The following is a 23,653-nucleotide window of genomic DNA, read 5'->3' as shown; positions in this document are numbered from 1 at the left end:
TTCCTGCACGCTACTTGGCTGGTTCAGGCTCTCGCCCATTGACCAATATTCCTCACTGCTGCCTCCCGTAGGAGTTTGGACCGTGTCTCAGTTCCAATGTGGGGGACCTTCCTCTCAGAACCCCTACTGATCGTCGCCTTGGTGGGCCGTTACCCCGCCAACAAGCTAATCAGACGCATCCCCATCCATAACCGCTAAACCTTTAATCGTTATTTGATGTCAGCAAACGATATCATACGGTATTAGGCCGTCTTTCAACGGGTTATCCCGTAGTTATGGGAAGGTTGGATACGCGTTACTCACCCGTGCGCCAGTCGTCATCAAGGAAAGCAAGCTTTCCTCATGTTACCCTGCGACTTGCATGTGTTAAGCCTGTAGCTAGCGTTCATCCTGAGCCAGGATCAAACTCTACATTGTAAAATATAATTGAAATGGAAAAGATAAAACATATGAAGCTTACGTCATATACCCTATCTCAACCAACTTCGTTGTCTCTGTTCAGAACGAAACTCCAGAATTTAAAAGTATTCTCACCTTAGTTCTTTTCTAATGAATTGAACGGTTCGTAAAACTTGTTACCTATGTATTTACGCTTCAAGAAAACTCGTCAACTCGTCGCCTCATCAACGCCTTTCCTAAAAAGCCATACATGCTTCTTGTACTACTTCTGTCTTATGTAAATCTTTTTCAAAGAACGCTTCTTTTATCGCCCCGAAGAATGTTTCATTTTCGTTTCATTCTCGAAAGCGGATGCAAAAGTACAAACTTTACGACTAACTTCCAAATATTTTTCAAGAAAAGTTTTAGAAATTTGCAGAAATTGATTTAGGTCAAGGGAGAAATGAGTTTTTTAGTTCACGAGTTGACAAGTTCACAAGTTGACGAGTGTATAAGTTTATTAGTTGACGAGTTGACGAGTTTACAAGTTTACAAGTTCATAAGTTCTCAAGTTCACAAGTTTTTTAGTTGACGAGTTGACGAGTTGACAAGTTGACAAGTTCAGGATTTTTCTAAAGCATGTGAACAATGCCGCTATCTACATACAATAGACCGACTATTACATTACTTTAGCGCCTTTATCTCCATGCTCCAACAACGCCAGCTGCCGAATCGTTCAACGTCACCTGCCGTCTCTTCTAACATAACCTGCCGAATCGTTCAACCTCACTTGCCGACTTGTGTAACGTCAACTGTCGACTTGTGTAACGTCACCTACCGACTCGAGATTTGAGTAGACAATTTATTTCCCTTCTGAAAAAACTTTACAAAACGTCGACGTCGGCGATCTCACGCGCGCTTCGTCGTCGGATTATTAATATTATTGATATTATTGATATTATTGATATATAAGGGACGGGGTCTGATTATCAATGAGTTAAGAGGGGTAAAATTGAACGGTTCTTCAACGGTTCTCTCACGGTTGTTCAACGAACGATTCATTTCCAACGAAAAAACAACCCCATGACGACCCCTTTTTTATGGTAAAAAAAGAGGACAAACATCATGAAATATGTTACGAAAAAACATCTCAATGAACGAAGAGAAAATGGTGTGCCTCTTTCACAAGCATGCTTATACCTATTATAATAAGGTTATGCGCTTTTGTTAAACTTGTTTCGTTCTTTCAATTCCGTTGTTGAAACAAAAGCTAATATCCACGCAAAAGATGATAATATAGGCATGAATGCTCAGATTTCACTTCTTGGAAGTTACAGATTATCAACGACCTTACGATGTTTCCTCACTGTGGCAATCAGCAGCATGAAATGAATACCAACAACTGGGTATGGAATGCCCAAATGATCTACAGTTTCAGTAAAAGGAAACTCATGACTAAACCTAAGGATTGAAATCTATTGCATCAGTTCTCAAATACGCAATACACGATGAATAAACAGGGGGTGGTCACATTCATTATTCTTCTTATTTTTGTTCAAAGCTACCCAAGTTAAGATACAATACAGTTATACGTACCAGTTCGAACCATTGTTGGCATCATCATATTTAGGTATTTATGAGTATAGTCTTGGTTTAGTTTTTCATTACACGTATTGTTTTTGTAACTTTGCAACAAAATTAGCATCCGCAATGAAATTATCAGAATTAAAAGAAGGAGAATCAGGAGTCATTGTCAAAGTCACAGGCCATGGCGGTTTCAGGAAACGCATCGTTGAAATGGGCTTTATCAGTGGTCAAAAAGTTGAAGTCTTGATCAATGCACCTCTAAAAGATCCCGTTAAATATAGAATAATGGGATATGAAGTTTCTCTTAGACACTCTGAAGCAGAAATGATAGAAGTGGTTGGTATTGACGAGTCAGAGACTTTGACTTCGCAACCCTCTTCGTACCAAGCAGGTGTGCCCTGTGAATGCAAAAACGACTCCCAATCTGTAACAGACGAGCAACTGCATGCCATAGCGATGAAAAAAAGTAAAGTTATCAATGTGGCTTTGGTGGGAAATCCCAATTGTGGTAAGACATCTCTTTTCAATTATGCTTCTGGCGCTCATGAACGTGTGGGTAATTATTCGGGTGTTACAGTAGACGCCAAGGAAGGTTACGCCAGTTTTGAAGGCTATCGATTTAACATTATTGACCTTCCTGGGACCTATTCCCTATCTGCTTATTCGCCAGAAGAGTTATATGTTCGAAAGCAAATTGTTGAAAACACACCAGATGTAATCATCAATGTGATTGACAGTTCTAACTTAGAGCGAAACTTGTACTTAACAACGCAACTTATTGATATGCATCTACGTATTGTATGTGCGTTAAATATGTTTGATGAATCAGAAGAGCGTGGTGACCATATTGATTTCAATCAACTGGGTGAACTCTTGGGCATACCGATGGTACCCACTGTTTTCAAAACAGGAAGAGGTGTACAAGAGCTTTTTCACCAAGTGATTGAGCTATACGAAGGCAAAGAAGATGTGAGCTTGCAATATAGGCATATTCATATTAATTATGGCCACGAAATAGAACAAGGGATTACCAATATTCAGAATTATCTGAAGCAAAATGATAGCTTGCGCCTAAAATATTCTACCAGATATTTAAGTATTAAACTTTTGGAGTTTGATAAAAAGGCAGAACAAGTTGTGAGTCAACTGCCACAGGCTGAAAACATTTTCAAAGCAAGGGACAAGGCTGCACAACGTGTAAAGGAAGAAACAAATACGGATAGTGAGACAGCTATTATGGATGCAAAATATGGGTTCATACATGGAGCTTTACAAGAAGCACAATATGAAACCGGTCATGTGAAAGATACCTACCAACTGACACATTGGATAGATCGTATCATTACCCATAAATATTTTGGTTTTCCTATTTTTATCGCTTTAACATGGCTTATGTTTGAAGTTACCTTCTCCTTAGGACAGTACCCCATGGACTGGATAGAAGATGGTGTAGGCTGGTTGGGTGACATCATTTCACAACACTTCCCACAAGGTCCCATTAAAGATATGCTGGTTGATGGCGTTATAGGTGGCGTGGGCGCTGTCATCGTATTCTTACCTCAAATATTGATTCTATATTGCTTCATTTCCTTTATGGAGGATAGTGGTTATATGGCAAGAGCGGCATTTATTATGGACAAACTCATGCACAAGATGGGGCTACATGGAAAGTCTTTCATCCCTTTAATCATGGGGTTTGGTTGTAATGTGCCAGCAGTGATGGCAACCCGTACGATTGAGAGCCGGAAATCAAGGCTTGTCACCATGCTTATTCTTCCTATGATAAGCTGTTCTGCCAGATTACCCGTTTATATCATGATTATTGGAACCTTCTTTGCCGCTCAATATCGGTCGTCTATCATGATATCCATCTATATCATCGGAATATTGATGGCTGTTATTTTAGGAAGACTATTTAGTCAATTTGTCATTAAAGGAGAAGACACACCCTTTGTCATGGAGCTGCCCCCCTATCGTTTTCCTACAGGGAAAGCTATCCTACGACACACTTGGGAAAAGGGAAAGCAATATTTGAAGAAAATGGGAGGTATCATCCTTGTAGCAAGCATTTTAGTTTGGGCATTAGGATACTTTCCCAAAAATGAACATCTTAGCAAGAGTAAACAACAAGAGATGAGCTATATCGGGCGTATAGGTAAAACGCTTGAACCCATATTTAGACCACAGGGATTTAACTGGAAACTGGACGTTGGTATCATTGCAGGAGTTGGTGCAAAGGAGATTGTTGCTTCGACTATTGGAGTACTCTATTCATCAGATGAAAACTATGGCGATGATGACTCATATTCAACGGATACTGGCAAATACACGCAACTGAGACACCAAATGGCAGCCGATGGCATCACTCCTTTAAGCGCCTACGCTTTTTTACTCTTTGTGTTACTCTATTTCCCCTGTGTAGCAGTAATCGCGGCTATTAAATCAGAGACAGGTAGCTGGAAGTGGGCTTTGTTTTCTGCCTTCTACACCACTCTATTAGCTTGGATTGTCTCTGCAGCATTCTATCAAGTGGGGTTATTGTTTTATTGATGTGCGGAATGTGAAAATAGTAGGGTACAGAATTTTTATAAAAAAATCTTGAATTGTTTGGATGTTCAAGAAAAACAATGTACCTTTGCACTCGCAAAAAAGAAATATGCACCCTTAGCTCAGTTGGTAGAGCAACTGACTCTTAATCAGTGGGTCTAGGGTTCGAATCCCTAAGGGTGTACTTCTTTCGATTGCACCCTTAGCTCAGTTGGTAGAGCAACTGACTCTTAATCAGTGGGTCTAGGGTTCGAATCCCTAAGGGTGTACAACAAGAGGGTGTATCATAATTCTGCTTTATGGTACACCCTCTATTTGAAATCACTCATGAGAGCGTTCTCGGTAGCAAGAACTTGGAGCCTATGGTATTCCCGTATAGTTTGAGAGAGATTTCCTACTTTTCCTTTATCCGTTGCATGCTCAAGGACATCCATTTTTCTGTATTTTTCTTCTAACGAAAAAGCATTTTTTTATTCATATGGGCTTATATATCGCAATTTTTTTGTAAATTTGCTATCATAAATTGGATATATGGCATTTGAAAACTGCGAATCAATTTTATACGCGAGGTATCATTCTAATTCAAAAGTTGACTCTTCCACGTTGATAAATTGTCCTATAAGCTAAGAAAAATCACATGAGTAACAACTATAAAAACATAGAATATGAAAAAATTTGTTTTATTGACAGCTGCTGTCTGTTTAACATCTGTAGCATTCGGGCAGAATGCAAGTTCTTCTCTCATAGATGAATACGAGTGCATCTACGAGTATCAAGTAAAAAACACCAAAGGTTCTATTGATATGACCTCTACCATACTTCAAATCGGCAGAAACACAGCAAAGTTTTCTGATTATACCACCTTTCAAGTAGACTCAGCCATAGCTTGCAAAGCTCCCAAAGCTGACATCCAGAAGTTCAAGGCACAAGAAACGAGAAACGATATGCTCTTCGACCAGTCTGTTTCCCAAAATGAACCTAAAGGTAAGTTGACTGTTTATAGTGTCATCACACCGAATTACTACAGTTATACCGAGAGCGCCACACCCATCAATTGGAACCTTTCAGAAGAAACTGACACGATCTGTGGATACACTTGTCAAAAGGCAGTGGGAGAATATGGTGGCAGAACGTGGACGGTTTGGTATTCTTCTGAGATACCTGTGTCCTTTGGACCTTGGAAACTTTGCGGTTTGCCAGGATTAGTATTGGCGGCTAACGATGCAGAAAACATACATCAGTTCAAGGCAATCACGTTCCGTAAATCCAACACTCCGATGAACTTGAAGCCATACGCCAATCCCATCAATATTTCAAGAGAGCAATTCATTAAAGCGAAGAACAAGTTTGAGATAGATCCGATGGGCAACATCCCCGGGGAAGCCATCAGCGAGATGAGCGTTCAGAAATTTGATAACGGTGAATATAAAACCTTGGTCAATGGTGTGGTGCTGAGAGTTCGCCCAAATGGATATGTTCCACTGGAATTGAAGTAAACATTGCACATTGATGAATAGGAGAATATTCTCGATTTTGATGCTGTTGACATGCCTCTGTAACTCCTCTTTTTCCCAAAGTGTAATTACAGGAATAGTGCGTGATACCACTGGTTTGGCTTTGGAAGGAGTCATCGTAAAGGCCACTGCTGACAAAGCAACTTTAGCTTTTGCACGAACATCAGAAAAGGGGACTTATCAGTTAACGCTGACGACAGATGCCAAACAGCTCATCATCACAGCCGAAACCATTGGATATGAGAAAGCCAAGAGAGAAATCAAGAATATCTCTCAGAAGTGCGACTTCATCCTGAAAGAGAAAACAACTGCATTGAAAGAAGTTGTGATAAAAGCTCCCGCCATCTACCAACGAGGTGACACCCTGACTTACAACTTAGCCTCGTATATAGGAAAGAATGACTACACTTTGAAAGATGCCTTGAAGAAGCTCCCAGGCATTGAAGTTGAGGACAAAGGTTCCATCAAATATCTGGGCAAGGAGATTTCTAATTTTTACATTGATAACATGGATTTGTTGGGTGGACGATATAACATAGCAACCACAAACATTCCTGCTTCGTTAGTAAGCACCGTGGAAGTGTTGAGCAACCATCAAGCGGTAAAAGCTAAAAAGGATGTCTTTTCCGACAACGTGGCGATTAATGTAAAAATGAGCAACAAGGCAAAGTTCAAACCAGTTGGCTCTTATGGTGCGTCGCTTGGTGTAGGTAAGCATACTTTGTATGAAGTGAATGGTGCAGGAATGCTCTTCATGTCAAACTTCCAAATGTTGGCTTCACTAAAAGCTGGCAACATTTATCAGTTTGCTTTGACAGACGGAACCAATCACTTTGCCAATAGAGAGACATCATCTACAGTGTCTAATTTATTGGGGAATATTTCGGCTTCCACACCTCCTATTGATGTTGACAGATATGCCTCGCCAACAGACAGGTTGGTGTCGTTCAACCTATTGAAAAAGATTCATAAGGATGTTACCTTAAAAGGGAATATTGGGTATAGTTATGCCAAAAGCAAGTATGACTATAGTTTGACGAGAAATTATGCGGATGCCGATCATCATATCATGATTGCCCAAGCGTATTCACCTCTATTAACCGTACATCGTCCGAGCATTCTGTTGGAATATAAAGACAATTCGGATAAGACTTATCTCAGAAACACTTTGTCTGGCACAGGTTCTTTTCTAACATCAGAATTGCCAACAAGGGAAAACGGGTTACTCTTTAACCAAAAGCAAACCATGCGAGAGTTTCATGTGAACAACAAGTTCTCCACCTTGTGGAATCACAGGGATTTGCGTTGGTCGGTTACATCTATCATGTCATATCAAGGTTCGCCTATGGGAAAGATAACGCTTGACAAGGAAACTGCCGATGGCATGGTGCAAAATGCCAATGGACAAAAGTTCCAAACGGAGAATACCATCTCTGTATCGAAGAAACATCTCAACTCTCGCATCTATTTGCCATTGTTGTTGAACTACTATATAGATAAGGTGAAGACGAACTTGCAGCCGACAGATGAAGGCAACGACGTGAGTATGCAGAACCTCAGAATGACATTGGCGCCACAATATGAGTATTCGCATCCGCAATACAGATATGTCTTTCGATTGGGAATACCGATGCGCATAGACTATATAGCTCATAGAGACCACATGGCGGCATCATCGTCTGGCTCTTGGTATTATTCCATTTGCCCAAGCGTGTATGGCAACTATAAGGTAAGCTCCCTTTCTGTGCTGCGTACCAACCTATTCTATGCCCGTAACTTTGGCGACATTCTGGACTTCTTGAAAGCACCTGTCAGAATCAATGACACCTCGCTGAAAATTGGTTCTGGTATATTGGCAGACAACAAAAGTTTGAATGCCACGCTTCATTACGACTATAAGATACCACTGAAAATGTGGTTCCTCAATGTAGATTTTCTTTATAATCAGGAAAAGAACAATTTGCTTTTGAACCAAGACGCAAACTCAACGCTCGTCACCATGTCGAAAATATACGCCCCAAATACAGGAAGAAGTTTGATGGAGCAAATCGGTATCACCAAATTTATAGAGCCTATCAAGACCAAAATTTCAGTAAATGGTGTTTACCAATGGAAACGACAAACGACTTTGCAGAATAATGTTCAGCAGAAATACACCTGGAAAAGTTGGATTATTGCTCCAAAACTCACTTCACAACCATTTAAGTATGTGGAGTTAGATTATCATGGAATGTTTGCCAAGACTTATCTTTCTACAGAGTATCAGAGCAACAGCTATCTGAGCCAGCAGCACAAGGTGTCTTTGAAAATCATGCCATTCGATGGCTTCACGTTTGACACCTCTGCTGATATTGTCAAGAATGAATTGACGAAAGATTTGACGAAGACAATGAGTCTATTGGATATGGGATTATCTTATCGAAAGAAAGCTGTCAAGGTCTCCCTTGATATCAGAAACATTCTGAACCAACAACAATATGGATATACCATCTACAACTCTGTCAATACATTTACCTATAACTATCAATTGAGAGGAAGAGAGTGTGTTTGCTCCGTGAAATTAACCATGTGAGTCTTACATGACAAGTGTTGCAAAAGTGAGTTTTATTATTTCTCGATTCTGAAGAGAAATTCAGCCATTGACAGCAAGGATTTTGAATGTTAAACAAAAAAATATTGACTATGAAGAATCTACTATTAAGCGCCGCAATTGGCGACATCGCAGGAATGCCGTACGAATTTGAAAATCGAACAAAAAATTATAATGCGGTCGATTTACTACTTTCATCGAATACTTATACTGATGATACCGTCTGCACGTTTGCATGCGCAGAAGCATTTATAAAGAATCTGAATATGGCAAAAAACCTCTGGAAGAGATGCCGTGCAGACTTTTATCGTGGATTTGGCGGACGATTTGCAAGATGGCTGATTGCAAAAGATATTCAACCTCCGTATAATTCCTTTGGCAATGGTAGTGCCATGAGGGTTTCATCGGCTGGATTTATGGCTAAGGATGTCAAAGAATGTATAGAACTGGCTACACAAACAGCGATGCCTACCCATAATCATCCCGAGGGAATTAAAGGAGCAGTAGCAACTGCTTTGACTATTTTCTACGGTATGCAAGGGCAAAACAAAGATTTTATTCGAGAGCATGTGCTTGAAAAATACTACCCAAATTGGTCGGACTTGACCTATCAAGGTATAAAACCCAACTATGACTTTGATGAGACCTGCCAACAGACTGTCCCTGCTGCCCTTATTTGCTTTTTAGAAAGCGCTGATTATGCGGACTGTTTGAAATTGGCAATTGCCTTAGGCGGTGATGCAGACACTTTGGCTGCCATTTCTGGTCCCATGGCATACGCTTTTTACAAAACCATGCCAAAAGAATTGATTGATAACGCAATCGCGAAACTTCCTGAATGGATGCTTCAAGTGAACAAACAATTTGACGAGTTTGTGAGCAGATAGCGGTTACTATCCTTAAGGACTGCCCAGCCTTCACGAGATAAGACATATATCTTTCATCATTATTCGCCAAATTTACGCATCAAGGTTACGATTGCATTTAGGAACTTAAGACAAATTATCACTGGGTGAAAATGAAGGTGCGGGGCAACTTCTCAATACATGTCCCATTTCACCCACCATTTTGACCTATACGCCAAAAATTAATCTGCAATGGTTTGCCTTCGTCCAATTACACCAATACCCACTGTTACTGGTAGCTTTTTCATGGTTCCGTCAATAAGATTTCTTACAAATCCGCTGCGAAGATAGGCGGGGAAGTGGATTGTTCCCTTTGAACCAGAGACTATAGTTAGGCCAATATAGTAGTCTTTTCCTTTATGTAATACTATTGATGAGGTTGTTTCAATATTAATTTCAGAATTCTTATTCAAAGGAGATAGGTTGAAATAAATAGGTTTGGAAATGATAGGAGAAAATTGTCTTTTTGAAAATTCATAGATAACAAGTCGAAGCGTGCAATGCTCATAGGTGCATTTCTCTATCTTCAAGTTAAAACTATCAATAATAAAATTATCATGCACAGTAAATTTGGGTCCTATTTCATATTTGCCTGATGGAGCATTGCCGAAAGCAACATCTCCAGGTAGTTTCATTCCTTTCCTAAGAATCACCGTAGGCTTAGTCTTTCGTGCTACTACCAAAGCCTCTCCAAGTTTATAGACTTCGTCTTCCAATGATATCTCAACGATTCCACCTTTATATAAAGAATACGGTGTTACTTTCTTTTTATAACCAATATGTGTACAAGTCATATCACCCTTGATACCGATTGGAAGTTCGAGAGAAAATTGTCCATTTCTATCTGTTAAAGTAAAGATACTATCCACGCATACTGTTACATATTCTACACCTATGTTATTTTGGTCTTTTACAACACCTTTAATCTTTGTCTGGCCATTAGCGCCACAAATACTAACAACGACAAATAAATACAAACAGATTATTTTATTCATTTTGGATTTTGTTATTATTTACAAACAGGATATGGGTTTACCATGAATTCTTTTCTAAATCTCAACGAGCGTAAGAGAAATAGTCAGGTCTCACGGTATAAGACATACATTTTTCATCGTTTACCTGCCTAATTTAGGCATCAAGGTTACGGTTGCCTTTGGGAACTTCACTGCCTTTGACCAGCTTGTCCGCTTGATACGCCTTAGTATTAGGTTTCTGTTCGTCAAGCCACGAGTTCGCTATTGCTTCTTCTCTCCCAAGGGTCACCACTTGAAACTTGCAAGTCGCTATGCGGTTCGTTGGCAACTACGCCCCGAGTGGACTTTCACCACAGATGTATGACATGCCCGTCATATCAAAAAAAATTGATTGTCTCACGACAATCAATCTTCATTAACCTTAATAATCTAATACCATGAAAAACACAATGCAAAGGTACAAATATTATTGTTACCTACAAGTTTTCTGTGGATATATTATGTTTTCTAACATAAATTAAATCTTTCAATATTCCAGTTAAGCTTCATTTGCATGCATAGAAAAACGTGATTAAGCTTGGAAATCTTTTAAAAAGGACCAAAGGTTAATTCCGTATTCCAGTTGCCTTGTCTCTTTGCAACTGAAATGGTGAACAAATGCCCTATTCCCTTAGGAGATATCCCACCCTTGTAAAAGTACAAACCATCTTCATAATCTTCTGCAAGAGAGTAGTTTTTCTTGAAAGCTTCTGACAACCTACTTAAATCTTTGACAGCTGCAGCTTTATTTTTTGCATAGATAAAAAAACGGGCTTCATTGAACTTGGCGGCTTTGAATTTAAACAAGACTTTATCAAAAACAAATCCTTTATAAGATAAATTTCTGAACAATACCGTATCCTGGTTCACCATGTTAGGCTTTCCAAATTCTGTCCGTATAGAATCAAGTGCTTGCTCGTAATCCATTCCCATCGTGACATTTCCAACCTTAGCACCTCTTTCGGCATAAGTATTTGTAGCCAAAACAAGACTAAAAATAATCACTATAAATCTCGATAACATATTTTATTGTCCTCATATTTACGTTTGAGGTAGCCTTGCGAATGCAAGACTACCTAAACATATTTACAAAAGTTTCTTCTCCCTATTCCTCGACTGCTGCTTGCGCGGCTGCCAATCTGGCAATAGGTACGCGGAATGGTGAGCAACTCACGTAATCAAGTCCTACACGATGGCAGAATTTAACAGACGATGGTTCACCACCATGTTCACCACAGATACCACACATCAAATTTTTACGTGTGGAACGTCCTTTCTCTACAGCCATTTTAATTAACTGTCCAACGCCACGTTGATCAAGTACTTGGAAAGGATCTACTTTCAAAATCTTCTTTTCCAAATATACAGGTAAGAAGCTGGCAATATCATCTCGGCTATAACCAAACGTCATCTGAGTTAAGTCATTCGTACCAAAGCTAAAGTACTCCGCACGTTTGGCAATGAGATCTGCTGTCAAGGCTGCACGTGGTATCTCAATCATCGTTCCAATGTGGAATGGAATCTCAACACCTTCTTCTTCGAAGAGTTCTTTGGCTGTTGAACGAATTACATCCTCTTGAACGTCAAACTCTTTGACCATACCGATGAGTGGCACCATAATCTCTGGGCGAGGATCGAATCCTTCTTTCTTTAGCTGTATGGCAGCACCGAGGATTGCTCTTGTCTGCATGGCAGTAATCTCTGGGTAGGTGTTTCCCAAACGACATCCACGATGTCCTAACATTGGGTTAAGCTCACTCAAACTATTGACACGGTTTTGAATGTATTGTACACTTACACCCATATCCTTAGCCATTACTTCTTGACCTGCTAAGTCATGAGGCACAAATTCGTGCAACGGTGGATCTAACAAACGAATGTTCACTGGATGTCCGTCCATCGCCTTGAGAATACCATAGAAATCTTGCTTTTGATAAGGTAATAGCTTCTCTAACGCTTTTTCTCGTCCTTCTTGTGAATCTGCCAAAATCATCTCACGCATGGCCTTAATCTTCTCATTTTCAAAGAACATGTGTTCTGTACGGCAGAGTCCAATTCCTACTGCACCAAAGTTGTGAGCCACTTCTGCATCATGAGGTGTATCAGCATTGGTACGAACCACCAGTTTTGTATATTTATTGCAAAGCTTCATTAGTTCTGCAAAATCTCCTGTTACCTCAGCGGCTCTTGTCTCTACTTGACCTTGATAAACCTCACCCGTTGAACCATTGATAGAGATGTAATCACCTTCACGTAAGATAACACCATCGATTTCTACCAAGCGTTCTTTGTAATTCACACTAATGGCACCAGCTCCAGAGACACAACACTTACCCATACCACGTGCTACAACGGCAGCGTGTGAAGTCATACCGCCACGAGCCGTGAGAATACCTTCAGCTGCACTCATTCCTGCTAAATCCTCTGGCGAGGTCTCCATACGTACCATAACCACTTGTCTGCCATCTTCGTGCCATTTGACCGCATCGTCAGCGAAGAATACAATTTGACCGCATGCGGCTCCAGGAGAAGCTGGCAGTCCTCTTGTCAATACCTTGGCTGTACTCTGAGCCACCTTATCAAATACAGGGTGCAATAACTCGTCGAGTTTATTTGGCTCACAGCGTAACAAAGCAGTTTTTTCATCAATCTCTCCTTCGTGAAGCAAATCCATAGCAATCTTAACCATGGCTGTTCCTGTACGTTTACCATTGCGAGTTTGCAAGAACCAGAGCTTTCCTTCTTGAACAGTAAACTCCATATCTTGCATATCATGATAATGCTTTTCAAGTTTGTCTTGAATACTGTTCAGTTGTTCATAAATCTCAGGCATCGCCTCTTCCATTGAAGGATACTTTTTGGCACGCACAGCTTCTTCTATATTCTGTTGCTTAGCCCATCGTAAACTGCCTTCTTTTGTAATCTGTTGTGGAGTTCGAATACCAGCAACGACATCTTCGCCTTGTGCATTTACAAGATACTCGCCATTGAAACGATTTTCGCCAGTTGCTGCATCACGTGAGAAACAAACTCCTGTTGCAGAAGTGTTACCCATATTACCAAAGACCATTGCCATTACAGAGACGGCGGTACCCCACTCTGCAGGAATGCCTTCCATCTTGCGATAGAGGATAGCGCGCTCGTTCATCCAACTGTCAAAGACAGAACAAATAGCTCCCCACAGCTGCTCCATTGGGTCATCGGGGAAAGCTTTACCCGTTTGTTTCTTAATTGCCTCCTTAAAGCGAACTACCAACTGTTTCAGGTCGTCAACAGTCAGTTCATTATCAAGAAGAATACCTCGCTTTTCTTTTACATCCATGATGATTGCTTCAAAGGGGTCGATGTCCTCTTTGTTAACGGGCTTCATACCTAAAACCACATCGCCATACATTTGTACAAAACGGCGATAGCTGTCGTATGCAAAACGTTCATTGCCTGTCTTCTGAATCAGTCCCTTTACTACTTGATCATTCAATCCAAGATTCAAGATAGTATCCATCATACCTGGCATAGATGCACGAGCACCAGAACGAACCGAAAGTAATAACGGATTGGCAACATCACCAAATTTTGAGCTCATCAATGTCTCAATATGCTTCACAGCCTTGATGACATCCTCTTGCAGGAGTTGCACAACTTCTTCTTTACCTTTTTCAAAGTATTCATTACAAACATCTGTCGTAATCGTAAATCCTGGAGGAACAGGTACGCCAATTAGGTTCATCTCGGCAAGATTTGCGCCTTTGCCACCCAGCAGATTTCTCATATCTGCCTTACCTTCTGCTTTTCCATTACCGAAGGTATAAACTCTTTTTACACTCATATTCAATAATTAATTAAACTATTTGCAAAAATAACAATATTTTAAATATCTACAAAACAATTGGTTCATAAATGCTATCTTCAGATTGCATTTGTGTACTTATTATGAAGTCTCTAATGCCACAAATAATTGTTGGCAAGCATCTTCTATTAAATCAAGCGTATTGTTGAAATCTTTTTCATTACCGTAATATGGATCAGCAATTATTTTTACATTTGCATGTTGCGTTATGTAGTCAGCCAGCATCACTACTTTTTTGCGTTCGTCTTCATTTTGAGTCTGCGAAGTAATTTGTCGATAATTTTCTTGATCCATGACGAAGATGTAGTCGAAATACTGAAAATCTGATTTTGTGAACTGTCTTGCATGACTGTTAAACACGTATCCTCTTTTCAATCCACAAGCTCTCATCCTTGAGTCAGGAAGCTGTCCCACGTGCCAATTGCCAATTCCTGCTGAATCAACTTCATAATTCGCATTGGCTTTGTTTGCATTGATAATTGACTTCATCACACCTTCTGCGGCTGGACTACGACAAATATTACCAAGACAGACAAACAGGAGCTTTTTCTTATTTATTTTCATTCTTCATTATTTGTGATAGTTTGTAAATCGGGCTTAGTTGCAGGTATGGCTTGGTTGGCACTCTCTTTCACACCCAACTCTTTTAGTTCGTTGGCTTTCTGCACAATGCTTTGTCTTCCTGTGTATGCTTTATTATATGCTTCGTCATAATGTTTACGAAGGTTGATAATATCCGTATCAATCTTATCAAAACGTTTGATAAACTCCCCTACTCTTTTCAACAACTCCTCTGCTAAAGAAAAAACCCGCTTCTGATTTTCTGTTTGTGTATATTGTCGCCAAGCTATTTGAATCATCTTTAGAATCGCCATGAGGTTTTGCTGACTTGTAATAAATACTTGCTTCTCAAAGGCCTCTCCCCACAAGCGAGGTTCGGTAGCCAATGCTAATTGTAATGCGCCCTCATTGGGAACAAACATAATTACGAAATCTATGGCTTTCCGAGGTACTTGAACATAACTGCTATAGTCTTTTTTTGATAGATTTTTAGCTTGAGTTCGAATGCTGTTGACCAAATCTGTAGCATATTTTCTTTTTAGTCCTTCTTCTGTTGTCTGCACATATTTGTAATACGCATCTATTGACATTTTGGCATCTATAATAACATCCTCATTATTAGGATAATGCAAAATCACATCAGGGCGCATTCGTTTTCCTGTATCGTCATTTCTAACGGCGTCTCCTTTCTCGTTGGTAAGGGTATATTGTATATCATAATCAACTCCTTCAATATATCCCTGTGTTTCTAAGATGTCTGTCAGAATGCGCTCTCCCCACGACCCTTGAACCTGATTACCACCTCGTATGACATTTGTTAATTGATGTGCCGAATTTTCTATTTTTTCTGTTTGCAAACTCATTTCTTTGAGTTGCTGTGTAAGGGATGCTGTATTTTTGATAGATTCATGATTTGTTTGTTGAATAGCTTGCTGCAATTGCTCCAAATTAACTTTCAGTGGTTTCGTAATGTGCTCCAATGACTCTGAGTTTGTCAATTTCAAACGCTCAGATGTCTGTTCTAATATTTGCGTTGCCAAATTAGAAAATTGAGCCTGAACCGTTTTAAGTTGTTGCTCAAACTGTTCACGACGCATTTCCGATTCTTTGGAATGGAATATTTTTTGCGATTCAAGTTCTGAAGATACACGCTGAAAATCAATCTGCCCTTGAATCATTTTGTTTTGCAGCGAGTCCTTCTCTTCCTGTAAAAGTTCTATATGTTTCTCCAATTCTTGCTTACCCAACTGTTCCTGCTCCATTTGCTGTTTGACCAAAAACAATTGTGTTTCGATAGCTTTTTTCTTACCGTTTATCAACAAAAAGATAAAAACTCCACCAAAAATAAGTCCAACTGATAAAAATAAAAACTCCATAATGCAAAGATATAATATTTTGGCAGTTTATAAAAACATTATGTTTAATTATTTAGATGAGATTCTTGACCACTGAATCATATTTCTATATAATATCCACTGAATAAAACCACGAAGGGCTAAATACACCAGAAATGCCAGCCATAAAGCATGATTACCCCATAATTGCTTCAATGAGATAAACAAGACAAAGAAGGCAATCGCAGAAATGACAGAAGACACCAACATGCCTTTTGTTTCTGTCAGTCCGATAAATATACCATCATAAATAAAAGCGGAAACACCTACTATAGGAATAAACACAGCCCACCAAAAATAGTCATGTGCAGCCGCCACAACATCACGCTCATTTGTGAGTAATAACAGAAAGCGATGACCACCCAAAGCGTACACTAAAGTAAAAGTCAGTGCCATAATTGCTCCCCAAGCAAACAAACTTCTGTAAACCTTGGCAAATCCTATCTTGTTATTAGCACCAAAATATTTACCTGTTAATGCTTCACCAGCATAGGCAAATCCGTCCATGACGTACGAGAACAAAGTAAATAAGGTCATCAGTAAAGTATTCACTGACAGAATGATGTCGCCTTGGCGAGCACCCGCAGAAATGAAGAAGAAATTAACTCCAACTAAAAATAAGGTCCTTATAAAGATATCTGTATTGACCTTGAAGAAACGCTTCAAATCAATTTTCTTTAATAACTTGTGTGTCCAAGGGTAGCGATTCAAACGCCTATAATATCTATACCAACAGCATATGGCGGCCACAAATCCTGACCATTGGGCAATAAGAGTGCCGAAAGCCACCCCATCAACTTTCATTCCAAACCCATAAACAAAGAAGAGGCTTGCTATGATATTGATAATGTTTTGAAAGATGGACACAACCATTGGAACACGCGTGTTCTGCATGCCAATGAACCAACCTGTCATACTATACAGCCCTAACATAGCTGGTGCACCCCAAATACAAATAGAAAAATAAATTGTTGCTTGTTCTGCAATCTGTGGCGATGGCTGCATCAGCTCTAATGCAAGCCAACGTATGGGTGTTTGAAAAATGATAAAGGAAAAAGCAATGATAAATCCTATCAACAGCGAACAAAAGAGATGACGCATTATTTCTGTGAAATCTCTCTTCCCTAAAGCCTGCGATGTTAAGCCACTCGTTCCCATTCGTAAGAATCCGAAAAGCCAATACATCACATTAAATATCATGGAACCAATGGCAATGGCGCCAATATAGACAACATCACCCATGTGACCTACAATTGTCAAATCTATCAGTCCTAAGAGAGGTATGGTAATGTTAGAAATGATAGAAGGTAATGCTAATCTAAAAACTTGCTTCATAACTTATCAAAAGAATAGTGAGTATGGCATCCATGAAGAACTTTCAACGGACAGCTACAATATGCACAACAAAACAAAAACTCTACAGACCAAATCTGTAGAGTTGAAATATAGTTACCTGTATGAAGAGCATTGATAATCACAACATTTTCTCTTCATTGAGTGTTCTATTTGATTAGTTCTTAAAGAAATCTTTAACAGCTTCGTTTGGAACCATTTGTTCATCAAAAACATAAGCACCCGTCTTTGGGCTCTTCACCATTTTGATTACTTTCGTATATGCTCGACCATCCATCTTACCTTCATGGAGGGTAGCGACCGCTTTTTTTGCCATTTGATAATCTCCTTATTACTTAATCTCCTTATGAAGAGTCATCTTCTTCAAAATAGGATTATATTTTTTTAACTCTAAACGCTCAGGAGAATTCTTACGATTCTTTGTCGTTACATAACGACTCGTTCCTGGCAGTCCACTATCTTTCATCTCGGTACATTCCAAGATAACTTGAACTCTGTTTCCTTTAGCTTTCTTTGCCATGACTATTATTCTCCTATTACTTTAATATCTTTCCAATCGCAATAACCTTTTGAAACAGCTTGCTTCAATGCGGCATCAAGACCTACTTTATTAATGAGACGAAGACCAGCTGCACTGATCTTAAGGCTAATCCAGCAGCCTTCTTCTACATAGTAGAATTTCTTGCTGAAGAGGTTGACATCAAAGCTGCGCTTTGTACGATGCTTTGAGTGAGACACATTGTTACCTATTTGTGCCTTCTTTCCTGTGATTTGACAAATCTTAGACATTGCTATCTTAAATTTTTGTTTTCGACTTTTGATACTTATTCCAAACAGGATGCAAAATTACAAATATTTATCGTAATTCCAAAAGAATATTTAAAAGAAATGTCTAAATTAAGTTTTTTTATTGGTATTTTCTTTTCAATCCACGAGGAAGCCCTCTCCTATCGAGGTAGATTATTCCTTAGAATCAAGCTCTTGATGAGACAGAGATTCTTTAAGAAAGTCAAGAAATAAGTTCAAAGCTTGGTTTGTTGCGTTGGTTAAATTCACATCTCGTCCATTATCCTCTGTGAGCTTAAAGGTTCGCATATCATCTTTTGAGCCATACGCAATCCAAATAGTCCCAACAGGAATGGTAGGTGTACCTACTCCAGGACCTGCAATCCCTGTTATGGCAATGGCATAATCACAGTTTATCGTTTGACATAATCCCACAGCCATTTGCATAGCTACTTCTTCACAAACAGCAGACTGTTCTTCGATAACTTGCGCATTCACTCCAAGCAAGCGAATCTTCAATTCATTGCTATATGCGATAATACCGCCTTTGAAATAATTGGAAGCTCCGGGTACAGCAGCTATCACTTCTGCGATTCTTCCTCCTGTACAACTTTCTGCGGTTCCTAATGTTTTATTTGAATCATATAGAAATTGTTGTATTTCTCTACTGATTACTTTATTTTCAAAATTCATGATGATGATGTATTATTTTTATGCAGCTATATCTGTTTCAATCTCTTACTATTCAGCTTAATCACTACTGAAAATACGGTCTACTTAAAAGTTACTTTACTAAATGCTGGTTGATTGATACTGCAATAATCATGATCTAAATATTTATAATAGCCAGTAATTCCTATCATCGCAGCATTATCTGTGGTATAACTGAATTTAGGAATATAAATAGTCCAACCATATTTATCTGCATGTTCATGGAAAGCATTCCGCAAACCATTGTTGGCAGAAACACCACCTGCCACTGCAACATGCTTAATACCTGTCTGCTTGACTGCCATTCTTAATTTCTTCATGAGAATATCTACAATCGTAAATTCAAGACTCGCTGCAATATCTGTTTTATGCTTCTCTATGAAATCAGGATCATCAGCCATCCATTTTCGCAAACTGTATAAGAATGAGGTTTTTAAGCCTGAAAAGCTGTAATCCATACCTTCGATATGTGGTTCTGAAAATTGATAAGCATGAGGATTTCCCTGTCGTGCCAATTTGTCAATGATAGGTCCACCTGGATAACCAAGTCCCATCACCTTTGAACATTTATCTATCGCCTCGCCTGCCGCATCATCAATGGTTTGTCCCAACACCTGCATGTCATTATAGGCATTCACCTTCACTATTTGAGAGTTACCACCAGAGACGAGTAAACAGAGGAATGGGAATGGAGGCTGATGGAAGTCCTCCTCATTTTCTTTGATGAAATGTGCCATGACATGCCCTTGAAGATGATTGACATCAATCATTGGAATTCCCAACGAACGGGCAAACCCCTTCGCAAAACTAACACCTACCAATAAGGACCCCATCAATCCCGGACCTCGCGTAAAAGCAACAGCATCTAACTGGTTCTTTGAGATGCCAGCTTTCTTTAAGGCTTGGTCTACTACTGGAACCACATTTTGTTGATGAGCGCGAGAAGCTAATTCTGGCACAACACCTCCATAGGCTTCATGAATCGCCTGTGATGCAGTGACATTACTTAATAATATGTCGTTACGAAGTACAGCTGCAGAAGTATCGTCACAACTACTTTCTATACCTAATATATAAATATCTCTCATCCTTTATCAATTATCTATTTACCTTTCCTATGTTATAACACTCTCGGGGCGTGCGACTCTTAAAACGCAATCGGTTTTAAGACTTTAATGTGTCAAGATTTCAACTCCATGTTCGGTCATAACAAACGTATGCTCCCATTGTGCACTGGGGAGTTCGTCTCCTGTTATCACTTCCCATCCAAATGGGTCGTCTGCATCAATATATACTTTCCACGTTCCCATGTTAATCATCGGTTCTATGGTAAACACCATTCCCGGAACCAATAACATACCTGTTCCCTTATGACCGTAATGGTTCACATTGGGTTCTTCATGAAACTTCAAACCAACGCCGTGTCCACACAAATCTCTAACTACACCGTAATGATATTTTTCTGCGTGCTTCTGAATAGCATGCCCTATATCCCCCACAAAAGAATAAGGTTTAGCAGCCTCGGCACCAATTTCCAAACATTCTTTGGTTACTCGTACCAACTGCTCTTTCTCTGGAGTGGTTTTTCCAATAATAAACATTCGGGAGGCATCAGCATAATAGCCATCAACGATGGTCGTCATATCAACATTGATAATATCACCTTCTTTTAGCACATCAGACGTTTTAGGAATGCCATGGCACACCACTTCATTGATGCTTGTACAAACACTTTTAGGAAATCCTTCATAATTCAAACAGGCTGGAATGGCATTATGCTCTTTACAATAATTCATGCAGATATCGTCTATTTCCTGAGTATTCATACCTGCATGGATATGGCAAGCCACTTCATCTAATACCCCTGTGTTCACCACCCCACTTTTGCGGATACCTTCTATCTGTTCTGGGGTTTTTATCAATTCGCGAGTAGGAACTATCTTACCTTTGTTCTCCCAATACATCACTTGCTTATCGAGTTCTGTCAAAGGAACACCTGGTAAGCTATGCCATCTTTTTTTTCTCTTAAAATTCATATCTACTGATCAATTTGAGTAGTCTACAAAAGTACATCAATTTATAGATAATACAAAACATTATTCTATCTTTTTGGAAAGGTGCACAAAAAAGTAGTGTATATCTTCGGCTTTTTCATTGAAGAAAGGTGATGGGTTGTAAAACCGCCATCTTTTTTCTTTTCGTTTCACAACAATTACCCCTCAATGAAAATGCTATATTTTTTTATTATTCTTGATAAAGATATCCGTTGTTTTTGTACTGTAAATTTACCAAAAAACGACCATTGAAAATCTTCAAAATAGAAAAAATGAATAGGCTAACGACCAACAAAAATGCGCTGATTTTAACAAATTGAGTGCCTTTTCAAGTTAGAACATTGACTTAATGCGCTTGGAAACACTCTTTAGAGATGTTATTCACATGCTTCAGCAGCCTTAAAGCATGCAAATAGAAGGCTTAGAGTAATGCTTTAGCAGCCAAGAAAGGGTAAAAATAAGAAAGAAACGAGAAGATTTTTATATAACATCGTAATTATTAGTATTTTATAAACCTCGCTCATAACTCGCGTATTTGCGACCCACTTTGCTGTTGGTGATTTACACGAGAGTTATGAGAGGCATTTTGTAAAGAAAATTCAGCATTTATAATCTTACAACATAGCGTATTCGTCAGTTTACATACGCTGCTTGGTTGGTGCTGTTCGGTGTAAAAATATCATTCTTAAGTCAAAGAGCCGTGGCGTATATCAACGATGTTTTATTGGGTAAGCCATCACACTACCTGTGTCATCTCTTTGAGCACCCACTAATAATGCTTCAATGCACGGTCCATCTCTCGCTGGTCTTCTTTTTCTTTCAAGGTTTGGCGTTTGTCATACTCTTTCTTGCCTTTTGCCAAGACAATATCCACTTTTGCTCTACCTTTTTGGTCGATAAAGAGCAACACAGGAAGAATGGTGTTTCCGGGATTTTTGGCATCAATCTCCAAACGTCGTATTTCTCGTTTTGTCAATAACAGTTTGCGATCTCTCCGAGCTTCATGATTGGAAAACGAGCCATAAAAATAAGGACTTATATTCATGCCTTTAACCCAAATCTCACCATTATTGATATAGCAAAAGGCATCCACCAACGACGCTTTGCCTAAGCGGATGGATTTTATCTCCGTACCCGTGAGAACAATTCCTGCGGTATAGGTGTCTATAAAAAAATATTCAAAAGAAGCCCTTTTGTTCTTAATTTGGATGGGGCTTTTCTTCCGAAGTGCTTGTTCATCTTTATTCATCATCAAATAATTTTAGCAAACTTATCAATATGCTGATCTACATAGTTTGCAATCTCGCTTGTCCAACGTTCTTCGTTTTCTACAAACGTATCATCATAATCGTCAAATTCTGGATACTTTTCAAACAATGCCATAAATTCATCTTCCGAACAATCGCGCTCAATTTCCTCACCATATTTACGGTATAGGTTATGACACTTTTTCATGATTCTAAATAAGTCTATCATTCCCCACGCTCTCACAGCCTTATCAAACGGATTATGAAAGATAAATGCACCATAACCATTATGGATTAACTGGATGAAGCCGCCGTCCATTACCTCCTTATGAAGAATGTCGTAAGCCAATAACGTAATTTGATCGGCATTTAGCTGACTCATCGTATCAGCCGTCAGTTCTCCACCAATGGCTTGATAAATAGCATCTATAAAGGTTTGGAGAAAAGCATCCATCCCTTGTTCAGCAGCTTTCTGCAAAGCGGTATCTCTAACTGTAACTTCTAACATATCTTTGTTTCTTCGTGCAAAGATATTTATTTTTTACTAATATTCTATCATTCCTTAGCGATATTTCAATTACTGACCGTGCCGACAAAACATTTCAAACAAAAACGCAGCAACAATCAATGAAACATAAATTATTCGTTTTCTTTGCTCGTTGTATTCAAAAAAGAATTATATTTGCAGCGGTTAAAGAAAGAGAGATAAAATGCAACCATCAGAACAAACAATCAATCAAATTGAACGTACCATTCGTAAAATTGCACAGAAATTTTCCGAAGAGATAGAATCTGTGAACATCACAGACATACATCTAAGAGTAGGTCAAGACGGTGGTGAACTAAGAGCTTATAATGACGATGATCAAGAAATTACACGATGTGTTATTTCTGAATGGATTGATTACAAAGACGACGATTTTTATGATGTGGTGACAGATATCTTAAGAACGAATCTTAAGAAACATAGCCACCTCGTTGACCAAATGAATATTCTTAAACCCTTCAGCTTTATTCTTGAAGATGAAGACGGTGAACATCTTGCAGAACTCTATGTGGCAGACGACGATACTGTGATTATTGGAAAAGATTTGATGAATAATTTGGAAGAGGACTTAGACTCTTTCTTAGATCACCTATTAAATGAAAATCTTTCATAAACGTCA

General features: G+C 39.1%; 20 protein-coding genes, 2 tRNA genes and 1 rRNA gene. 7 read left to right on the top strand and 16 right to left on the bottom strand.

Going from position 1 to position 23,653, the window contains the following annotated elements; all coding sequences use genetic code 11:
* Positions 1 to 417 (bottom strand): 16S ribosomal RNA (locus BN35_RS07615); the annotation flags it as partial.
* A 1,671-nt stretch (positions 418 to 2,088) separates the two neighbouring features.
* Here BN35_RS07615 and feoB point away from each other — a divergent pair.
* From feoB to BN35_RS07585, 6 genes are all read left to right on the top strand, one after another.
* Positions 2,089 to 4,515 (top strand): ferrous iron transport protein B, encoded by a 2,427-nt coding sequence (feoB, locus tag BN35_RS07610; protein ID WP_025071600.1) that lies wholly within the window; start codon positions 2,089 to 2,091, stop codon positions 4,513 to 4,515.
* 108 nt (positions 4,516 to 4,623) lie between these two features.
* Positions 4,624 to 4,696, top strand: a tRNA-Lys gene (locus BN35_RS07605).
* 12 nt (positions 4,697 to 4,708) lie between these two features.
* A tRNA-Lys gene (locus BN35_RS07600) sits at positions 4,709 to 4,781 on the top strand.
* 396 nt (positions 4,782 to 5,177) lie between these two features.
* Positions 5,178 to 6,008 (top strand): GLPGLI family protein, encoded by an 831-nt coding sequence (locus BN35_RS07595; RefSeq protein WP_025071599.1) that lies wholly within the window; start codon positions 5,178 to 5,180, stop codon positions 6,006 to 6,008.
* A 13-nt stretch (positions 6,009 to 6,021) separates the two neighbouring features.
* The gene (locus tag BN35_RS07590) at positions 6,022 to 8,598 is read left to right on the top strand and encodes a carboxypeptidase-like regulatory domain-containing protein (protein ID WP_234396635.1); all 2,577 of its coding nucleotides are present in this window, start codon (positions 6,022 to 6,024) and stop codon (positions 8,596 to 8,598) included.
* A 110-nt stretch (positions 8,599 to 8,708) separates the two neighbouring features.
* A complete protein-coding gene (locus tag BN35_RS07585; protein ID WP_025071597.1) occupies positions 8,709 to 9,503 on the top strand; it encodes an ADP-ribosylglycohydrolase family protein in 795 nt (264 codons plus the stop codon).
* Positions 9,504 to 9,703: 200 nt separating this feature from the next.
* Here the strand turns inward: BN35_RS07585 and BN35_RS07580 are convergent, their stop codons facing one another.
* From BN35_RS07580 to BN35_RS07520, 15 genes are all read right to left on the bottom strand, one after another.
* Complete coding sequence (locus BN35_RS07580; protein ID WP_025071596.1) at positions 9,704 to 10,516, bottom strand: carboxypeptidase-like regulatory domain-containing protein; 813 nt, start codon at positions 10,514 to 10,516, stop codon at positions 9,704 to 9,706.
* Between the two features lie 133 nt (positions 10,517 to 10,649).
* Positions 10,650 to 10,784: a hypothetical protein gene (locus BN35_RS14135; protein ID WP_257009497.1), complete on the bottom strand. Its 135-nt coding sequence runs from the start codon at positions 10,782 to 10,784 to the stop codon at positions 10,650 to 10,652.
* Positions 10,785 to 11,083: 299 nt separating this feature from the next.
* On the bottom strand, positions 11,084 to 11,557 hold the full coding sequence (locus BN35_RS07575) for a hypothetical protein (protein ID WP_036893178.1): 474 nt from the start codon (positions 11,555 to 11,557) through the stop codon (positions 11,084 to 11,086).
* Positions 11,558 to 11,639: 82 nt separating this feature from the next.
* Positions 11,640 to 14,360: a pyruvate, phosphate dikinase gene (gene ppdK, locus BN35_RS07570; protein ID WP_025071594.1), complete on the bottom strand. Its 2,721-nt coding sequence runs from the start codon at positions 14,358 to 14,360 to the stop codon at positions 11,640 to 11,642.
* 102 nt (positions 14,361 to 14,462) lie between these two features.
* Positions 14,463 to 14,945, bottom strand: coding sequence for a low molecular weight protein-tyrosine-phosphatase (locus BN35_RS07565; RefSeq protein WP_025071593.1), 483 nt, complete (start codon positions 14,943 to 14,945; stop codon positions 14,463 to 14,465).
* Complete coding sequence (locus BN35_RS07560) at positions 14,942 to 16,318, bottom strand: DNA recombination protein RmuC (protein WP_025071592.1); 1,377 nt, start codon at positions 16,316 to 16,318, stop codon at positions 14,942 to 14,944. The genes BN35_RS07565 and BN35_RS07560 overlap by 4 nt, the downstream gene beginning before the upstream one ends.
* 48 nt (positions 16,319 to 16,366) lie before the next feature.
* The gene (locus BN35_RS07555) at positions 16,367 to 17,671 is read right to left on the bottom strand and encodes an MATE family efflux transporter (protein ID WP_025071591.1); all 1,305 of its coding nucleotides are present in this window, start codon (positions 17,669 to 17,671) and stop codon (positions 16,367 to 16,369) included.
* A gap of 175 nt (positions 17,672 to 17,846) precedes the next feature.
* Positions 17,847 to 18,005 carry a DUF4295 domain-containing protein gene (locus tag BN35_RS13175; protein ID WP_004349773.1) on the bottom strand — a complete coding sequence of 53 codons (159 nt, stop codon included), beginning with the start codon at positions 18,003 to 18,005 and terminating at the stop codon, positions 17,847 to 17,849.
* A gap of 15 nt (positions 18,006 to 18,020) precedes the next feature.
* Entirely contained in the window at positions 18,021 to 18,209 is a 189-nt protein-coding gene (gene rpmG / locus BN35_RS07550) for a 50S ribosomal protein L33 (RefSeq protein WP_008124061.1), read from the bottom strand.
* A 5-nt stretch (positions 18,210 to 18,214) separates the two neighbouring features.
* Positions 18,215 to 18,478, bottom strand: coding sequence for a 50S ribosomal protein L28 (gene rpmB, locus BN35_RS07545; RefSeq protein ID WP_008124060.1), 264 nt, complete (start codon positions 18,476 to 18,478; stop codon positions 18,215 to 18,217).
* Between the two features lie 171 nt (positions 18,479 to 18,649).
* Positions 18,650 to 19,168, bottom strand: coding sequence for a CinA family protein (locus tag BN35_RS07540; protein ID WP_025071590.1), 519 nt, complete (start codon positions 19,166 to 19,168; stop codon positions 18,650 to 18,652).
* 80 nt (positions 19,169 to 19,248) lie between these two features.
* On the bottom strand, positions 19,249 to 20,274 hold the full coding sequence (tsaD, locus tag BN35_RS07535; protein ID WP_025071589.1) for a tRNA (adenosine(37)-N6)-threonylcarbamoyltransferase complex transferase subunit TsaD: 1,026 nt from the start codon (positions 20,272 to 20,274) through the stop codon (positions 19,249 to 19,251).
* Positions 20,275 to 20,358: 84 nt separating this feature from the next.
* Positions 20,359 to 21,222, bottom strand: a complete 864-nt coding sequence (gene map / locus BN35_RS07530) for a type I methionyl aminopeptidase (RefSeq protein ID WP_025071588.1) — start codon at positions 21,220 to 21,222, stop codon at positions 20,359 to 20,361.
* A 787-nt stretch (positions 21,223 to 22,009) separates the two neighbouring features.
* On the bottom strand, positions 22,010 to 22,489 hold the full coding sequence (gene smpB / locus BN35_RS07525; RefSeq protein ID WP_025071587.1) for an SsrA-binding protein SmpB: 480 nt from the start codon (positions 22,487 to 22,489) through the stop codon (positions 22,010 to 22,012).
* Positions 22,490 to 22,491: 2 nt separating this feature from the next.
* Positions 22,492 to 22,995, bottom strand: a complete 504-nt coding sequence (locus tag BN35_RS07520) for a DMP19 family protein (RefSeq protein WP_025071586.1) — start codon at positions 22,993 to 22,995, stop codon at positions 22,492 to 22,494.
* A gap of 202 nt (positions 22,996 to 23,197) precedes the next feature.
* Between BN35_RS07520 and BN35_RS07515 the strand changes: the two genes are divergently transcribed.
* A complete protein-coding gene (locus tag BN35_RS07515; RefSeq protein WP_025071585.1) occupies positions 23,198 to 23,647 on the top strand; it encodes a hypothetical protein in 450 nt (149 codons plus the stop codon).
* The last annotated feature ends 6 nt before the right edge of the window (positions 23,648 to 23,653 follow it).

Origin of the sequence: Hoylesella timonensis 4401737 = DSM 22865 = JCM 15640 (assembly GCF_000455445.1) — a bacterium.
Lineage (GTDB): Bacteria > Bacteroidota > Bacteroidia > Bacteroidales > Bacteroidaceae > Prevotella > Prevotella timonensis.
Note: the sequence above shows the minus strand (reverse complement) of the source record. Positions and strands in the feature narration are given on the sequence as shown.

Coding starts and splice junctions, on each gene's coding strand:
- feoB (WP_025071600.1), top strand. CDS start 2,089: ATGAAATTATCAGAATTAAAAGAAGGAGAATCAGGAGTCATTGTCAAA.
- BN35_RS07595 (WP_025071599.1), top strand. CDS start 5,178: ATGAAAAAATTTGTTTTATTGACAGCTGCTGTCTGTTTAACATCTGTA.
- BN35_RS07590 (WP_234396635.1), top strand. CDS start 6,022: ATGAATAGGAGAATATTCTCGATTTTGATGCTGTTGACATGCCTCTGT.
- BN35_RS07585 (WP_025071597.1), top strand. CDS start 8,709: ATGAAGAATCTACTATTAAGCGCCGCAATTGGCGACATCGCAGGAATG.
- BN35_RS07580 (WP_025071596.1), bottom strand. CDS start 10,516: ATGAATAAAATAATCTGTTTGTATTTATTTGTCGTTGTTAGTATTTGT.
- BN35_RS07575 (WP_036893178.1), bottom strand. CDS start 11,557: ATGTTATCGAGATTTATAGTGATTATTTTTAGTCTTGTTTTGGCTACA.
- ppdK (WP_025071594.1), bottom strand. CDS start 14,360: ATGAGTGTAAAAAGAGTTTATACCTTCGGTAATGGAAAAGCAGAAGGT.
- BN35_RS07565 (WP_025071593.1), bottom strand. CDS start 14,945: ATGAAAATAAATAAGAAAAAGCTCCTGTTTGTCTGTCTTGGTAATATT.
- BN35_RS07560 (WP_025071592.1), bottom strand. CDS start 16,318: ATGGAGTTTTTATTTTTATCAGTTGGACTTATTTTTGGTGGAGTTTTT.
- BN35_RS07555 (WP_025071591.1), bottom strand. CDS start 17,671: ATGAAGCAAGTTTTTAGATTAGCATTACCTTCTATCATTTCTAACATT.
- BN35_RS13175 (WP_004349773.1), bottom strand. CDS start 18,005: ATGGCAAAAAAAGCGGTCGCTACCCTCCATGAAGGTAAGATGGATGGT.
- rpmG (WP_008124061.1), bottom strand. CDS start 18,209: ATGGCAAAGAAAGCTAAAGGAAACAGAGTTCAAGTTATCTTGGAATGT.
- rpmB (WP_008124060.1), bottom strand. CDS start 18,478: ATGTCTAAGATTTGTCAAATCACAGGAAAGAAGGCACAAATAGGTAAC.
- BN35_RS07540 (WP_025071590.1), bottom strand. CDS start 19,168: ATGAATTTTGAAAATAAAGTAATCAGTAGAGAAATACAACAATTTCTA.
- tsaD (WP_025071589.1), bottom strand. CDS start 20,274: ATGAGAGATATTTATATATTAGGTATAGAAAGTAGTTGTGACGATACT.
- map (WP_025071588.1), bottom strand. CDS start 21,222: ATGAATTTTAAGAGAAAAAAAAGATGGCATAGCTTACCAGGTGTTCCT.
- smpB (WP_025071587.1), bottom strand. CDS start 22,489: ATGAATAAAGATGAACAAGCACTTCGGAAGAAAAGCCCCATCCAAATT.
- BN35_RS07520 (WP_025071586.1), bottom strand. CDS start 22,995: ATGTTAGAAGTTACAGTTAGAGATACCGCTTTGCAGAAAGCTGCTGAA.
- BN35_RS07515 (WP_025071585.1), top strand. CDS start 23,198: ATGCAACCATCAGAACAAACAATCAATCAAATTGAACGTACCATTCGT.